The organism is Pseudoalteromonas luteoviolacea CPMOR-1, from assembly GCF_001625685.1.
GTDB lineage: Bacteria > Pseudomonadota > Gammaproteobacteria > Enterobacterales > Alteromonadaceae > Pseudoalteromonas > Pseudoalteromonas luteoviolacea_K.
In genome coordinates this window covers 76,345-91,313 of sequence record NZ_AUYC01000015.1, presented here as the reverse complement: position 1 = coordinate 91,313, position 14,969 = coordinate 76,345, and the positions used below count along the sequence as shown (strand labels likewise).

Annotated in this window: 17 protein-coding genes and 1 tRNA gene; 4 read left to right on the top strand and 14 right to left on the bottom strand. The window is 41.9% G+C overall.

Going from position 1 to position 14,969, the window contains the following annotated elements; translation table 11 throughout:
- Together N473_RS05085 and N473_RS05080 are read right to left on the bottom strand one after the other, a co-directional pair.
- Entirely contained in the window at positions 1-834 is an 834-nt protein-coding gene (locus N473_RS05085) for a CheR family methyltransferase (RefSeq protein ID WP_039608537.1), read from the bottom strand.
- Between the two features lie 16 nt (positions 835-850).
- A complete protein-coding gene (locus N473_RS05080; RefSeq protein WP_063366994.1) occupies positions 851-1,783 on the bottom strand; it encodes a chemotaxis protein CheV in 933 nt (310 codons plus the stop codon).
- Positions 1,784-1,923: 140 nt separating this feature from the next.
- Here N473_RS05080 and flgA point away from each other — a divergent pair, with 140 nt between their 5' ends.
- From flgA to flgN, 3 genes are all read left to right on the top strand, one after another.
- Positions 1,924-2,631 (top strand): flagellar basal body P-ring formation chaperone FlgA, encoded by a 708-nt coding sequence (flgA, locus tag N473_RS05075; protein ID WP_063366993.1) that lies wholly within the window; start codon positions 1,924-1,926, stop codon positions 2,629-2,631.
- A 71-nt stretch (positions 2,632-2,702) separates the two neighbouring features.
- Positions 2,703-3,026, top strand: a complete 324-nt coding sequence (gene flgM, locus N473_RS05070) for a flagellar biosynthesis anti-sigma factor FlgM (protein WP_046356523.1) — start codon at positions 2,703-2,705, stop codon at positions 3,024-3,026.
- Positions 3,019-3,447 carry a flagellar export chaperone FlgN gene (gene flgN, locus N473_RS05065; protein WP_063366992.1) on the top strand — a complete coding sequence of 143 codons (429 nt, stop codon included), beginning with the start codon at positions 3,019-3,021 and terminating at the stop codon, positions 3,445-3,447. The genes flgM and flgN overlap by 8 nt, the downstream gene beginning before the upstream one ends.
- Before the next feature lie 70 nt (positions 3,448-3,517).
- Here the strand turns inward: flgN and N473_RS05060 are convergent, their stop codons facing one another.
- A complete protein-coding gene (locus tag N473_RS05060) occupies positions 3,518-3,988 on the bottom strand; it encodes an LPP20 family lipoprotein (RefSeq protein ID WP_063366991.1) in 471 nt (156 codons plus the stop codon).
- Between the two features lie 125 nt (positions 3,989-4,113).
- Here N473_RS05060 and N473_RS05055 point away from each other — a divergent pair, with 125 nt between their 5' ends.
- A complete protein-coding gene (locus N473_RS05055; protein WP_063366990.1) occupies positions 4,114-5,307 on the top strand; it encodes a flagellar assembly protein T N-terminal domain-containing protein in 1,194 nt (397 codons plus the stop codon).
- A 23-nt stretch (positions 5,308-5,330) separates the two neighbouring features.
- Here the strand turns inward: N473_RS05055 and N473_RS05050 are convergent.
- The 11 genes from N473_RS05050 to N473_RS05000 form a co-directional block, all read right to left on the bottom strand.
- Positions 5,331-5,405, bottom strand: a tRNA-Arg gene (locus N473_RS05050).
- A 164-nt stretch (positions 5,406-5,569) separates the two neighbouring features.
- Entirely contained in the window at positions 5,570-6,211 is a 642-nt protein-coding gene (locus N473_RS05045) for a FlgO family outer membrane protein (RefSeq protein ID WP_063366989.1), read from the bottom strand.
- A gap of 5 nt (positions 6,212-6,216) precedes the next feature.
- On the bottom strand, positions 6,217-6,873 hold the full coding sequence (locus N473_RS05040; protein WP_063366988.1) for a FlgO family outer membrane protein: 657 nt from the start codon (positions 6,871-6,873) through the stop codon (positions 6,217-6,219).
- An 11-nt stretch (positions 6,874-6,884) separates the two neighbouring features.
- Positions 6,885-7,475 carry a FlgO family outer membrane protein gene (locus N473_RS05035; protein ID WP_063366987.1) on the bottom strand — a complete coding sequence of 197 codons (591 nt, stop codon included), beginning with the start codon at positions 7,473-7,475 and terminating at the stop codon, positions 6,885-6,887.
- A 133-nt stretch (positions 7,476-7,608) separates the two neighbouring features.
- Complete coding sequence (locus N473_RS05030; protein WP_155735528.1) at positions 7,609-10,509, bottom strand: SpaA isopeptide-forming pilin-related protein; 2,901 nt, start codon at positions 10,507-10,509, stop codon at positions 7,609-7,611.
- Positions 10,510-10,513: 4 nt separating this feature from the next.
- Positions 10,514-11,323 (bottom strand): molecular chaperone, encoded by an 810-nt coding sequence (locus tag N473_RS05025; RefSeq protein WP_081220964.1) that lies wholly within the window; start codon positions 11,321-11,323, stop codon positions 10,514-10,516.
- Positions 11,324-11,332: 9 nt separating this feature from the next.
- A complete protein-coding gene (locus tag N473_RS05020) occupies positions 11,333-11,758 on the bottom strand; it encodes a DUF4402 domain-containing protein (protein WP_063366985.1) in 426 nt (141 codons plus the stop codon).
- Positions 11,759-11,834: 76 nt separating this feature from the next.
- A complete protein-coding gene (locus N473_RS05015) occupies positions 11,835-12,431 on the bottom strand; it encodes a DUF4402 domain-containing protein (RefSeq protein ID WP_039608524.1) in 597 nt (198 codons plus the stop codon).
- Between the two features lie 144 nt (positions 12,432-12,575).
- Complete coding sequence (locus tag N473_RS05010; RefSeq protein ID WP_063366984.1) at positions 12,576-13,211, bottom strand: hypothetical protein; 636 nt, start codon at positions 13,209-13,211, stop codon at positions 12,576-12,578.
- A 208-nt stretch (positions 13,212-13,419) separates the two neighbouring features.
- Positions 13,420-13,725: a hypothetical protein gene (locus N473_RS05005; protein ID WP_063366983.1), complete on the bottom strand. Its 306-nt coding sequence runs from the start codon at positions 13,723-13,725 to the stop codon at positions 13,420-13,422.
- A gap of 373 nt (positions 13,726-14,098) precedes the next feature.
- The gene (locus N473_RS05000) at positions 14,099-14,950 is read right to left on the bottom strand and encodes a thymidylate synthase (protein ID WP_063366982.1); all 852 of its coding nucleotides are present in this window, start codon (positions 14,948-14,950) and stop codon (positions 14,099-14,101) included.
- Positions 14,951-14,969: the final 19 nt, after the last annotated feature.

Below are 14,969 nucleotides of genomic sequence, written 5' to 3'. Positions count from 1 at the left end.
TTAAGATTTCTTTTGGTAAATAATACCGGGATTGCATCGCAACATTTCAAAATCATCGCTTAAACCAGCCATCGATTCTGATGCCCCTAAAAATAAGTACCCATTAGGGTTCAATGCTTGAGCAAATTGAGAAATTATTTTTGCTTTAACTTCAGGCGAGAAGTAAATAAGCACATTGCGACAAAAAATGACATCAAACTTGCCTAGTAAGGCATAAGAGTCCAGTAAGTTTAAATGACGGAAGTTAACCATTTTTCGGATCGGGTCAACCACTCTCGCCATCCCATTACCACTGTCGATAAAAAACTTTTTACGTCTTTCTGGAGATAACCCTCTAGCTAATGCCAATGCGTCATATTCCGCATTTTTACACATATCTAGCATTGTGTTGGAAATATCAGTGCCAACAACTTGCGCACCCATTTTCATCGCCCCAGGATTTTGCGTCTGAAATTCACTTGTCGACATTGCAATTGAATAAGGCTCTTGCCCTGAGGAGCTCGCCGCTGACCAAATTTTTACAGGGCGTCGTAGGTCTTTAAACTCAGGGTAAATTTTCTTTTTCAATAACTCGAACGGATACTGATCCCTAAACCATAAGGTTTCATTTGTTGTCATCGCATCGACTACGGCGGCGCGCAATTGCCTCTCGTGTGGACTAAGCGTTTTTGTTACTAATGATGATAATGAGTCAACATTAAACCGAGACATCAAAGGCGCGAGGCGGCTTTTGACCAAATAAAGCTTATTGTCACCAAGTACAATGCCACACTGCTGCTCTAAAAAGGTGCGAAACTGGTCGTACTCGCTTTGCTCTAAATGTTTATTTTCCAATGTTTACCACCACTTATTAATCACAATGTACCCATTTTTTCACTGCCGAAGCCAGTTCATCTGGGTTGAATTTGGCAATAAAGTCATCTGCACCCACTTTTTCAATCATTGCCTGATTGAATACACCACTGAGAGAAGTATGCAAGATAACATGCAAGGGGGCTAATTTAGGATCTGCTTTGATTTCCGCGGTTAATGTATACCCGTCCATCTCTGGCATCTCAACATCCGAAATCAGCAATCCAACACGCTCTGTGATGTCGTTTTGGCAATCAACTTCGGCAATCTCTTTCAACCGAATAAGCGCTTCTTTACCGTTTTTAGCTAACTCCGTCTGCACGCCTAACGGCTCAAGTGCACGTTTCACCTGATTTCGTGCAACCGCAGAATCATCCGCGATGAATACAATACGCTCGCCGAGATCTTTTTGCATCTCACCATCCGCGACAATTTCTTCGCTGACTTCGGTATTAATTGGACAAATCTCATTCAGTATTTTTTCAACGTCTAAGATTTCAACCAACTCTTCCTCAATTTCTGTGACGGCCGTTACATATGAGTATCTACCAGCACCAGATGGCGGAGGCATAATATGTTCCCAGTTCATATTGACAATGCGTTCAACCGCACCAACGAGGAAGCCTTGCACCGAGCGGTTGTACTCCGCAATAATTACAAAACAGTTTTTAATATCTTCGATAGGTGGACCGCCAACGGCCAGAGACATATCAATGACGGAAATAGTTTGCCCACGGATATGTGCAACACCTCGCACATAAGAATTTGATTTTGGCATAGCAGTGAGAGGTGGACATTGAAGTACTTCTCTCACTTTAAAAACATTGATACCGAAGCGTTGCCGCCCCTTCAAACGAAAGAGTAATAGTTCAAGTCGGTTTTGACCCACCAACTGAGTTCGTTGGTTAACTGAGTCTAAAATACCTGCCATTTCATTCTCCTACTCAAAATACAGCTTATCGGAACAATGTTTGCTTGTTATATAGCATTCAAAGTTGCCCTTGAAGCGGTGAAGCAATTCACGCAAAATCTTTATACCTTGTTTCACCCCATAAGCATAGTCGAAACATCATGAGTTTGTTAAAAAATACAATTGCAGTTCAATTCTTTCTCATTCTGGCATACTTTTTAGTCAAGCAGCCTGTATATGCTCACACCTATGAGCCAGCAAAAGTTCAGGAACTCGCAATAAAGTATGTGCAAGAACATAGCGCTGAGGACCCAAAAGGAAAACTAACGATTTCCGCATTACCATTGGATGCAAGGATCCCCAATAGAGGCTGCCAGACCCCTTTAAAAGTCACTTCAAAAGCAGCCCCGCCCTTTAATCGTCAAGTCACGGTACAAGTTAGATGTGATGATAAACGAAGCTGGGTACAGTTCGTGCATGTAAAAATTGAAACTTTATATCCTGTGATTGTCACCACACAGCAACTTGACAAAGGTACAGTGCTGAAACAAGAAGATTTAAAAGTTGCGATGCGCCCTAAACATTTTGTTCGAGCCTCAAACATCGATACTATTGATATGCTGGTGGGCAGCAAGACCAAACGTCGCATTCAGGCCGACAAAGCAATTAATTTGCGACACATTTGTATGGTGTGTAAAGGGGACTCCGTCATAATCTTGGCAGGTAACGAACATTTTGCGATTAAAACGCAAGGAATAGCACTGCAAGACGGCAATCTAGGCGAGCAAATCAGAGTGAAAAACGTAAAATCTGGAAAAACTATTCGAGCAAGAGTAAAAGATGTTGATTCCGTTGCAGTCAATATTTAAAATTTTTGCTAAAGTTAGTAGTGGAATGGTCGATAATAAGACTGAAACAACTATTTATATGGGTCACTATCATGGTTAATAACATTAACGGTCAAAACCAGCCGAACAATGTTGCTAATAATATTAAGCAACAACGTGCTGAATTGCAAAGAAATGATGCAAACAATACCGCAACCAAACCCGCTGCACAGCAAAAAGCGGCTGCGGATTCTGTGAGCTTAACACCACAGGCGCAACAACTTAAAGGCTTGCAAGATAAAGCGCAACAAGCGCCAGCATTCGACAGCAAAAAAGTGGAAGAGCTAAAAAAAGCAATCGCTGAGGGTAAATACCAAGTCGATGCTGAGAAGCTTGCTAAAAATATAGCTGCATTTGAATTTGATTTGTATGGATAAAACAATTGAGCTGTGTGTACAGCAGTTAAACGCGCAAATTACCTCTCTAGAAGCTTTGACCCTGCTTCTGGATGAAGAGTTGGATGCGCTTAGCGCCAGAAATGGTGAAGGCTTAAAAGACATTGCACGGCAAAAAATTACTTTTTTGAATAGCATTCAAAAAACAGATAAAGATCTGTCAAACTTTCCTAAAGAGTTGTTTCAAGACCCGGACGTAATACCTTTAACTGAGCAAATAGAGCGCTTACTAATAAAGTGTAAAAACAAAAACGAAGTGAATGCAAAAGCAGCTCACCTGGCACATATGACGGTTCGTGAGCTAAAGGAAATTCTCATCGGTAGACCGATGTCAACGACCTACACCGAAGAAGGTAATGTGGTCGAAAATGTTGGTGAGATAGTTAAAAACTTAAAAGCGTAATCCCCCATCTAATTGCAAAAAAAGCACGGTCAATACCGTGCTTTTTTGTGTCAGCGGATCGTGACCTTAGCTAGTAATAAGTCACCCTTTGGATCTTTTTAGGTTTAACTTGACCTATGTACAAATCATAAACTGTCTTCATATCCAGCTCCAGCTCAGTGGTATAAATGTCCCCCACCGCGTAAGACTTAAGAACACGTGCGCCTCTAATGACGCCCTGAACTTGGCTGCGTAATCCATCATTTTGTGCAATGACACCTCGCACAGTGGTCGTCGCATTCAATTGATGACCATATACTTGCTCTGCGAGTTCTCGGTATGCCTCTAACTTGGATACCTTGATGGCCATGAGCATTTTTTCACTCTCGGTCGCTCCAGGCTGGGCTTGCAACGGTGCATAACCTATCGCTTTTAACACCGGATAACTGTCTGGCTGTACATAACTATATTCTACATGCTTGTCGATAATTGAGCTGCATCCAGTCAGACCAACGGCTACACCAATGGCGAGAATTTTGCTAATTTTAAATAATCCACGCATACGATATCGACTCCTAATTACAAAGTTTGCCTGTATAACGATTGATATGCACAAATTAAGCCAATACTGTTGGCATAGGACTTGCTACTCTACACTTAATAGACAAAATTTTGATACGGTATTGAATGATGAATAGAGTAAGTTGTACAGCCATCACTGCCTGTTTACTGAGCTTTAGTGTCCACGCTGAATGGTTTGAGGTAACAGGGTACGCAAATGCTTATACCAGTGATCGAGCAGCAGCGCGGCAAGAAGCTGTGCAAGATGCCATTACGCAAGCTCTTATTTTTTCTGGTGCCACAGTCTCCAGTGTGCAGACACTGGCAGATGGTGTCCTCGCGCAAGATCATATTAAAATAAAAAGTCATGGCGAAATACAAGAGATAAACCTAGTCTCAGAAAATACTCAAGACGGTGTGATGAGTGTAACTCTGCATTTAGATATTTTTCCTAAGCAGCAGCAATGCCCAGAAGAGTCGTTCCATAAACAGATCACCGTCACTCAAAGCCAATTAATACAACCTCATCAAGCCAGACTAGGTCAAATTTTTGACATTCATAAATCCGCCAGCGAACGTATGTATCAAACTCTGATGCAACGCAATATGACGGTCAAGCCTATCCCTTTTATTGATAAAAGCATCAATGTTCGCGCTTTCTTTTCACAAAACTTTGATTACAACGCACAGCTAATTGAGAGTTTAACCTCTGCCAGCAATAGTCAATATGTATTGCTCAGTCAAATCACCGATCTAGCTAACACACATAAGTTAAATAGTGACTACGCGTTTTGGCAAGATGATGAATATGTCAGAAGCTTTAAAATAGATTTTGTCGCTTTTGACGCCATCAGCAAAGACAAAGTGTGGCAACAACACTACAGTGTGACCGGCATTTGGCCTTATGAAAAAACCAAGATTATCGACGTATATAGTGATACATTTTGGCACACCGATTATGGTAAACGCATTCAAGGCGTGTTCAATAGCCTTGCCCAAGACCTTAACCAAGCATTTGCCTGTTTACCAACCAGAGGAAGAATACTCCACAAAGATCAAGATCAGTTGGTCATTAATTTGGGAAGTGCACACGGATTAAAAGTGGGTCAAGAATTGAGTATTGCCCATCGCAGTGATGTTGCCGGTGAAAGAAATCAATTTTTCTCCCGCAGTATCCAAACCATTAATCGTGTTAAAGTCACACAAGTGAATGCACAAAACGCCATTGCGAAGAATATTCAAAGTAGACCGATGAATAATATTCAAATCAACGACATCGTTGAGCTTATCATTACACCTACTGAAGATTTTGCTTTATAACTGTTAAGGTTTGTGTGGCAACTTGGCGTCCCCGGTAGGAATCGAACCTACATCAAAGCCTTAGGAGGGCCCCGTTTTATCCATTAAACTACGGGGACACAGCATCGTGCCAAAATAAGATAAGCAATTGTTTATGTTATTATATTTATACCAGTGGAAGGCCGTCTATGACAAGCAAAATAGTGACATTAAATGAGATACAAAAAAACAGTCACACCGCTGTGGAAGGTAGTGGTCGGCCACAACTGTTGTGGCCTTCTCATTATTTATAGGTTACCGTCGCGCTTGGGTGGAGTATAAAGTAAGGAATAACGACGTTGCTGCTTGCAATAACTAACCTGCTATCAAAGTCCAACAAGCGAGTATTCACTTCAACACCTCTATCACGATAGATCATAGTCCCTGTTAACACATGACTAGGCGCGAGATCCTTAGGTAACTTTTTCGCATCCCTTGACAGAATAAAGTCCCCATTAGTTGTCACTGCAATGCCTCGATGAGACTTAAAGTCCAGTGCTGGGTAACCCATTTTTTGAAATTGATGGATCATCGACTCAGCGAGTTGATTACCTAACTGGTTGCTGCGCCTTAGACTTCTATCAAAACTAACAAAACTGGTTATCGCAACCGCATTCGGAGCAATACCTGACATAGAGTCAGAAAGCTCTAATGCAATCTGTCCGGCATAGTTGCTTAACTGCTTATTGTGGGCGTAAGTCACAAAGCCGGGGTCGCTATGCACCAATTCCGGCTGCATGTTCAGCTCATTAACAAGCGCCGCCAATTGCTGGGCTTGTTGCGCTTTTGGTGATGGTTGCTCTTGAGGCACTATTTGTGCGTGCCTTGAACTCTCACATCCTGCGAGAAAAGCAAAGCAACTCAACATGATGATGCTTGATTTCATGGGTCTCACCTACTTGCTCTCTCTAAGCGAATGCCGTCGTGGCCAATACCATCTCGCAGTGCGTTCACCACTGACTGTGGCAGGAAGCCTTGAGCAGTCCCTACAACCGCTTTGCTTTTGACGCCGACAATACGCGCATTGACCAGTACACCACCTTGATGGTTTGCCAACGTGCCTGCCAAAACATAGTTAAAAGTATGCTCATCAGACAACTCTAAAAAATCTCTACTAAAAATAAAGTCGCCTTGCTTGGTCACACGCATAAAATCGGTCGTTTTAAAATCAACAACAGGAACACCAAAATTATGAAGTTCATGGACAAAGCTCTCGGAAAGCTGATTCCCCAATAAAGAACCGTAATTATAATCTTCGTCAAGAAATACAAAGGTCGCAACAGCGATTGGCGTTCTATCATTCACGTAGCGCAAATTACCAATCATATCTTGCATTAAATTCTGTACATAATGCGTCACATTTCGGCTCGCCATTTGCTGAGAAACAGTCATCCCATGCATACCACCAGGGTGTACTTGAAACTGGCTCTCAGAACTTGCAAACGCATTTTTCTCCACCACTATCGCATTGCTCTGCTGCTGCATGCCATCGGTATTCATACAGCCAAATAACACAGGCAATAAAAGTGATAACGCATACTTTTTCATATCTTTCTCCGTTAGTGTTGGCCGCGATGAAGTAGCCCATCTCGCATTTGCACCTGCTCTTCTCCCCACAACGTTTGCTTGGGTAGGCTGATAGAGGCTGCTGACATTGTCTTGCTATTCACCATATCAATTAATCGTGCATGGATAGTATATGAGTCTATATTTTCACTCACACTGCCAGTCAAGATTAGGTCAAATTTGTGACGTTCTTTGAGCTTTTCGATGTCTCGGCTTAAAACGCTATCCGAGTCAGACGACAAAGTAATGGCTTTTTGAATTCTAAACTCAACAACCTGTAACCCCATTTGAGTCAAGTAAGTAATAAAGCTTTCTTGTACTTGATTACTTAAACCCGCTCCTTGATTACTTAATGTATCGGCACCAAGGCTATTATCTTTAAAAAAGCTGGTTACAGCGACAGATGCCCCGGGCTTTAAAGGCCGGCTATACTGGCTTAGCTGTGTGGCCAGCTCCCCGACATAACTGTGAACACTGCGTGCTGGTGGCACTGGCTGTTGTGTTTCTTTGGTACTGGCATTAAGCCAGTCACTTGAACTACAACCAGCTAGCAAGCACACAAACACCAAGATCGGAAATCGCATTTTGATATACCTCTAAGTTACTGGCTTGAATACATGCAATAATCGAACCAAACTATAATAGAGTTTGAAATACGCATTTTAGATCTAGTAACGCGTATTCTTAGCACTTTAAAACAACGCTTAGAAGACGTGATTAGAGCTTAGGTACGGGGACTGCAAAACACTTTACCCCTTGCTGCTCAAATTTAAGGCAAGCATTTGCCGCAGCGTCTGTATCATCAAAATAGTGATAGCCAAGTATGTATTTATTGCGCGGTTTGTCATGTACGAAAAACGGGTTGCTTGAAAACAGATGCGGCGACCTTTTGGTCAAAATAGACACATAGGTTTTCAATATTTTTAATGAATTAAACTCGCCACCAGCAGCAATATATCCATTTAACTGGGCTGCGGCTTCAACAGCTAGATCCACTTCCAGTAACACGTCCCCTTGGCTGGACAATACCACTTCAACTTTTTCAGTCTGAACAACACGATTTTCAGCGTGTTTTTTCACTCTTGCCTCATAATGTCCTGGCTTGATATCGCTAAATACATAGTAGCCGTCATACGCTGATTTTACCGTCGAAACAACACGCTGATTTTTATCCACCAATTCAATCTCAGCATAAGCCAATGGTGTTTCCAGGCCACTTTTGTCTTTTTTATATGCGACCCCTTCCAGTTCACCAGCATGGACTACGGGATACTCTAAATAACCAATAAAGCCCTTTCTAGGCGTAATTGAACGACCATCATGGGCCGAAATATAAAATGGATCTGGTAATGACGCTTCGTCTAGGAGAATATCTGTTTGACGATTTAGTGGCATATTGCCAAGTAGGGCAACCCCTTTATCATCTGTAAAAGCTTGCGCAAATCCCTGTACCGATTTGATCCGCACACCTTTTAACACCACATCATTGCCATCGAATATGGCATTATTATTTTGATCTAAAAAGACCTTCACTAATACGGAGCCTGAACTCGCAAGGCGCCTATCTGTAATAAAAAACTCATTACTATAACTTTCATACCCCAAACTAAACTGACCGGTTAAGCCAACCTGCCAATCATCATTTTGGAAATAATTAAACTGACCAGTTAGCCTAAACTTATCATTGTGCCAATTTAAACCTGCACCAAATTTGTATCCCTCATTAACCAGTGACTTAATGTAATCCACTTCTACATCAAACTGATTGTTAATCACCCGACTTACCTGTATTTGATAATCCGTTAACTTACGTTCAGGGCGGAGTTGATAGCCAACACCAATGCGACCATAAGTGCCGTTTACTCGCCCCTGCCAGCGCGCAACGCCTTTTACATCACGCGCTGGCTGTCCACCCGATTGAATGAAATCTAATTGATGGCTAAAAGTACCAAGCTGAGTCGCCATTGATAATAGGTTCGAAGCCATAAAATCCGTATCAAAGGCATCTTTACGCCAATTCAATGTATTTTGATAGTTTAACCTGACGTGATTGTAATTATAGAGATTACCTGCCGCACGAAAAGTGAGCTCTTGTGTGTGCTGTTGCTGCAAATGTTCGGCATCCCTGTTGGTTTTATTGTCTGTGAATACCACACTTAAAGCGTGCTGATTGATCTGTGTCCGTCCCTGAAGCAATAACTGCTGTGTGCCTAACTGATCTCGGCTAAAATCTAGGTTTAATAGGCCCTTATTCCACATATCAAACCCCAACCCAGTGCTCACTTGATACGTATTTTGCTGTCCTTCTAAGCCAAAACGAACGCCAGAATATACTGATAAATCATCACTGATCCCGTAGTCATACCGACTTAATAGATTCCACCCTGCCTCGTTAGATATATTCAGGCTCTCATCTAGCAATGTTTTACCTGTTTCGACTATTGAGGTATCAAAATAACCTTCCCCTTTAGACAGGTTGCCTCCTGCCACATAGTAAGAGCGGCTATCTTGTAATACTTGCCCTTGCGGACCATACATGATTAATTCAAACTCATTACTACCAAAATAGAGCTCAACAAGATCAAAGTTATACACGCCAGATTGCACATTAAGCCTTTGATCTATCATAATGCCATTGTGATATAGCTCCACATCCCACCCAACCTGAATCACCCCACTGATCCTGATTGTTTGTGTATCTACCTGTTTGTAAAGTGGCCGATTACTAACTCTAACACCTCTTGAATATGTAGCGCGATGAGTCCCACCGATCCGTGTCTCTAACACGTCACCTACCTCAATGTGCGTCACCTCAATAGGCCCCATCCGAACGCCCTGCTCCTCTTCTCGAGTAAAGCTAAAACGACTTTCGCTTACCCACTCACCTGAACGACCATTGAGAAAATAATTGGCATTCCAAAACGCCACATCTTGACTGCCTAGGAGGGAAACTGATGCATAACTTTCATTATTATTCGTGGTCACTAAGGAAGTTTGAATATCAATCAGCGGAGGACTCCAAGCCTGATACGGTGTCTCTTTCCAGGGCAAAACGGGTGTTTGCGTTGACAAGCCCTCAGAAAAATGACGATTTTGTCTGGCAATACGAAGTTCTACGGGCAGTGGCTGCTCACTATGGAGCAATATTTTCAAATCTTGATAATCTATATCAAATTGCAAGCGAAACCACTTGGCTACTACAGCCGCTTCAACATAGAGTTCACCATCACGTATCCGTACTTTTTGCGCAGTAAAAGTTGCTATTTGGCCCGATAAATTGACCCGACGCTTTACCAAATCCAGCTCAAAATGCTGAGCTTCGTCTATATACCAGCCCGTATATTGCTGCTTGCTATCATCTGCAACAATGGCAAAATCTAAAGCCGAGAACAAACTTTGCAATTCAAGAAGCACACTGTCATCGCTCTTAACCGCAAATACTTCAGAAAGATAATGATCTTCAATATACAACGAAAAAAAGAGCTCTTCGCCGCTTTGAATACGACCATCACCATAACTGCGAACGGGCTCCGTCTGTTCGTAAGCGTTAACGATACCCACAGAAGAAGCCAAAGAACCAAGCACGAATAGTGTGCAAAGATAGAGTCTAACGTTCACTTATTCACTGAGTAGCAATAGTAAATATACGCTGTGAAAAAGCGTGATCGCGATATTCGGCCTGCCCAGTATAAGTCACCCTAAGTTGACCCTTACCTGCAATAACTTGTCCAGCCAGAAGATTAAGCTCAACCTGTGCCTTTGTCACTTCGGGGTAAATTGCATAGTTGTTGGCAGTTGCAATATGACGCCATTCCTTAGCACCTTCAGGCTTCCACTCAGCTTGTAACTTGCCTAAAGCACTTGCCGCACCTTCTCTAGACATATCCACCGCAATCACAGGCTTGCCATTAATACCTGTCGAGAACTTAGCCGCTGAAATTTTTACATCAGGTGGCAACATCTCTTTTCGATAAATAACAGGGATGCTGTAACTTAAGATCATATTTAAGCTAACCCCTATGGCTTCAGACTGACTTTGCTGTTCTGTGGGCAGGGCTTGAAATAACAGGTGAGAACGGTATTCCCCGCTTTGCATACCTTGCTTGCGACGTAACGCCAATTTAACCACTTGACGTTCACCTGCTTCAAGGTGAACTTGTCTGGGTGTCACTCTCATTAAGTGGCTGAGTTTCCAAGGACCTACTTGATCAGGGTTAAGATCTCGATAACCACCTGCTGGCAGTGCAAGTTTTTCTTTCCACCCCAAGCGATATGTTTTAGCTTCCTGGCTATTGTTAATTAAGAACACTTTGGCCGTACGCTGACGTTCATCAAATACCACCCGTGTAGGTGAAATCATCAATGACGCCTGCGCCACTTGGCAAAATACAACAACGGCGAAAGCGCCCATGGTCAAAAAATACTTTTTCATACTGCTAACTTAGTAATTTACTTCTATATTAACCCACACACGATAGGTGCCATCTGGGTATTGGGAAGGCTGAGCATCTACTTCTAATGTGCCCCCGACTTTCAATGCTGCGTTACCTTGAGCATCACTAAAAACACGGTCAACATGCTCTAACTCAACCAAATTTATGCCTTGCACAGGTAAGTTACTGTGAGAAAGTAGCGGCGTCACAATACTGGTAGAGACCGAGATATCATACAGTGCAGGTAGAGAAGAGATAATTAATTCAGCAGCTTGGCCTCCAGATACCAAGTGTACTGAACCGCTTGTTAAATTTCGCCCGTTAACACCAATTTGAATACGACTCTTATTGGTATGATCAGAGATAAGAATGGTGCCAAAATCCAAAGGCGTGACTACTTCAATACGCGCACTCGAGATAGTGCTACTCATCATGAATAGACAACATAATACGGTGCCGAGATATCTTCTTAGGCACGCCCTATTCAAATAGGCATTGAACATCAAAAGGCTAGTAGCTCAATTCCAACGTAAAAGTCCCAACATAAGCGCCATCTAAGTAATTAGCTGCGTTGCCGGTCGTTGTTGATAACGTCGCCCCAACATTAAATACCGCCTCACCATTTGCATCTACCTGAATTTGCTTGCCCACGACAGGTGTTGAGCTCGAAGCGCCTGTTTCAATATAATAAGTGAATGAACCTAGGGTAAACCCAGCTGCACCAGTACCACTGCCAACAGATAAAGATACATCCGTCTCAACTGGATCTGTAATCGATAAACTTGCAAATGGCACAACGCCCGAAATTTTAAATTGTGCAGGGCTACCAGCAGACAAAATTGCAATTTCAGCATTACTGATATTGGTCGACGCCACTGTAGGGGATTGAGTTGCATCTGCGGGAATAGTCAGAGTCGCGGTATCTGTGCCAGTATTATCAGCAACCGCTCGGATTGTACCAAAATCTAAGTCTTGATTTTTCACCAGTTCAAAGGCATTTTTTACAGTGACCTTGGCATCAAAAGTAGCTTTTTGGGTCGCAGCAGCACAGAGCGGTAATCCCGCAATAACAGCAAATAAAGCTAGTTGATTTAAACTCTTTTTCATACTCTTATCCTTTTAAAGCGTCGCCAAAATAAGCAACGGCTCTATTTATTTTTCACCAATGCATAAAGAGTTATTACTCTAAAAAAGCACACAAAGTGTATTCAATTGGAACGCACCAATGTACCCATATATATACATTTATATCTAATTTTTCAATTCAGAGCAACGCCTTGTGATACTCGACATCGCTTTACAAAACACCTTAGCTTCTTGTACAGAAGTAAACCCATTGGCAGTTACATAAAATAGGTTTCTCTTGGGATCTCGTTCAGAGACACGTGCTGTGATATGGCTGAACACCAGTGGGTAGTTTTGCCTGATCAGATCAACTCGGGCTTGTACCACTGCGACCTGAGACTGAGCATTTTCCTGTCTCAGGTGCATGCCAAGTACAAAGTCAGGCATAATCATATTGGGCGCATCAATCACACCCGATGCTAGCGACGGTGCGTCAACCGTATTAGGTATATCAGTCTTAATGCTTGGGTCTGTGGTGTGAGTAACGACCGTTTGAGCTGGTTGTAGATGACTATGAATATCACTCACTTCTGCTTGTGTTGAGAGTAGCTCAAGTAATTGGGTTAAGTCCGCTTCCATATCAGCCAACCTTTCAATGCTGGCTCGATTCTCTTTATAGGAAGCCAACATTGCCTTATGTGCATGTATTGCTTCTTGCTGGGCAAGCTTTTCATCCAGAGACAACTCCGTACTCGCACACCCAACCAAGTTAACCATGATAAAAATTGAAGCAAAAGTTGGTACTACAAACTTTAAAGGCATACAACTCATCCCACCTACACAACAGCTACAAAAATCACATACTAAAAAGCTAATGCATTAGACTGACTAAAAAAGACTGATTTGTCCAATAAAACGGATAAAAAGATGAGTTTAAGATCAAAAAACGAACAAACATGGAGTGGTGGTGGATAAAAAAGTACCAATCATTAGATTTGAAAACAGCTGGAAAAAGGGGGTACTGACCCTTCTATAACTTATTATTTATCCAATTTTTATAAGAGAGAGATGTTCCAAACCAAATTGATATGCCGTATACAATAGATAATACCAACCAAATAGCTGAGGCAATTAAGGTTCTACTTGCTGCTATCTCTTTCCCAGAAACAATTAATACAAAGAACGCCGCAGAAGAAATAAGGCCCCACTTGAGAATCCCCTCTACCAATACAAAATTCAACATCCCTCTTTTTTCTTGGCTTTTCCATTTACTCACACTATGCTCATCCCAACTTTTATATAAAGAACAGAACTTTATTAAAAAGCTACCTTTCATTTTTCCTCCTAGAAAGTCAAATATAAGGACCTAAAAAGTCTTTTCAATACAGCCAATCAATAAATCACCATGGTGTTTATGAGCATCTTAAAAAGCATCACGAGTCATATTCAGAATGACCCGCACATAATCATTTGCAAAAGGCGTGTATATTTACCAAAGACCTTGTTAGCTTGAAATAAAACGAGGTCACTGTTGCGGGATAGATGCTCAATTCATACACTCTTTAGAGCATACTGACTACCTTAATATCGGTAATCAGCGCCTAAAAAAACCTACAATCAATATGCCGAACTAGGTAGCCTGTAACTAGGTAGCCTGTAACTCGCAAGCATAACCAGAATCGATATAGGTCTTTTCTTAATCCAGAAATTTAAACAGAAAACGGATATTGAATCGCATCATGATGCTGATAGTTGGTCACTTCAAAATCATCCAAAGTAACCCAAGTTTCTAAGTCTTCAAACGTTTTAATGTTAGGGTTTATATGCAACTGAGGTGATTCAAAAGGCGTGCGCTTTAGCTGCACATCACGCATCAACTCAAGTTGATCTTCATAAATATGCGCATTAACAATTTTATGAAATGCTTTACCTGCTTCAAGCCCTGTGATCTGTGCGACCAACTTTAATAAAGTAAAGACTTGTATCGCGTTAAAGTTACCACCCAACGGCACATCTTGGCTACGCTGGTAACTATTTAAATACAATACACCCTCTAAAATAGAGAACTGATGCTGGAACATACATGGACGCAAACACCCTAAGTGAAACGACCCCGGGTGATAAAAAGTGATGATCTCACCTCGATTATCGATGCCCTTTGATAAATCATCGATCACTTGTTTAATCAAATCAACACTGCCACCATCTGGCTTTGGAAAGTTTCTGGCTACAGCACCATAAACAAACCCCATATCGTCCTCACCTTTACGATTTGGATTTTTTAACCAGTCTTGGTTTTCGTTCGCGTTGGCGTTCCAAGTGTTGCAACCAATCTCTCTAAACTGAGCCGCGCTGTCATACCCACGCAAATACCCGAGCAATTCAGCAATGGCGGCTTTCCAAAAGCTCTTTCGAGTTGTATCGAGTGGAAATTCATTTTTATCAACGTGATAGGTTAAATCAGCATTAATAACTGTAAGGCATCTTTTTCCTGTTCTTTTGTTCTCGACCCATTTTCCCTCATCAACAATGCGCTGACACAAGTCTAAATATTGGCTCATTACCTAACCCTATCACTCT

Bases quoted from the DNA above. Each gene is read 5' to 3' on its own strand.
- N473_RS05060 (WP_063366991.1), bottom strand. From the start codon at position 3,988: ATGCGTGGATTATTTAAAATTAGCAAAATTCTCGCCATTGGTGTAGCC.
- N473_RS05080 (WP_063366994.1), bottom strand. From the start codon at position 1,783: ATGGCAGGTATTTTAGACTCAGTTAACCAACGAACTCAGTTGGTGGGT.
- N473_RS05035 (WP_063366987.1), bottom strand. From the start codon at position 7,475: ATGCGATTTCCGATCTTGGTGTTTGTGTGCTTGCTAGCTGGTTGTAGT.
- N473_RS05025 (WP_081220964.1), bottom strand. From the start codon at position 11,323: ATGAAAAAGTATTTTTTGACCATGGGCGCTTTCGCCGTTGTTGTATTT.
- N473_RS05020 (WP_063366985.1), bottom strand. From the start codon at position 11,758: ATGATGAGTAGCACTATCTCGAGTGCGCGTATTGAAGTAGTCACGCCT.
- N473_RS05005 (WP_063366983.1), bottom strand. From the start codon at position 13,725: ATGAAAGGTAGCTTTTTAATAAAGTTCTGTTCTTTATATAAAAGTTGG.
- N473_RS05000 (WP_063366982.1), bottom strand. From the start codon at position 14,950: ATGAGCCAATATTTAGACTTGTGTCAGCGCATTGTTGATGAGGGAAAA.
- N473_RS05040 (WP_063366988.1), bottom strand. From the start codon at position 6,873: ATGAAAAAGTATGCGTTATCACTTTTATTGCCTGTGTTATTTGGCTGT.
- N473_RS05055 (WP_063366990.1), top strand. From the start codon at position 4,114: ATGATGAATAGAGTAAGTTGTACAGCCATCACTGCCTGTTTACTGAGC.
- flgA (WP_063366993.1), top strand. From the start codon at position 1,924: ATGAGTTTGTTAAAAAATACAATTGCAGTTCAATTCTTTCTCATTCTG.
- N473_RS05010 (WP_063366984.1), bottom strand. From the start codon at position 13,211: ATGCCTTTAAAGTTTGTAGTACCAACTTTTGCTTCAATTTTTATCATG.
- flgM (WP_046356523.1), top strand. From the start codon at position 2,703: ATGGTTAATAACATTAACGGTCAAAACCAGCCGAACAATGTTGCTAAT.
- N473_RS05015 (WP_039608524.1), bottom strand. From the start codon at position 12,431: ATGAAAAAGAGTTTAAATCAACTAGCTTTATTTGCTGTTATTGCGGGA.
- flgN (WP_063366992.1), top strand. From the start codon at position 3,019: ATGGATAAAACAATTGAGCTGTGTGTACAGCAGTTAAACGCGCAAATT.
- N473_RS05045 (WP_063366989.1), bottom strand. From the start codon at position 6,211: ATGAAATCAAGCATCATCATGTTGAGTTGCTTTGCTTTTCTCGCAGGA.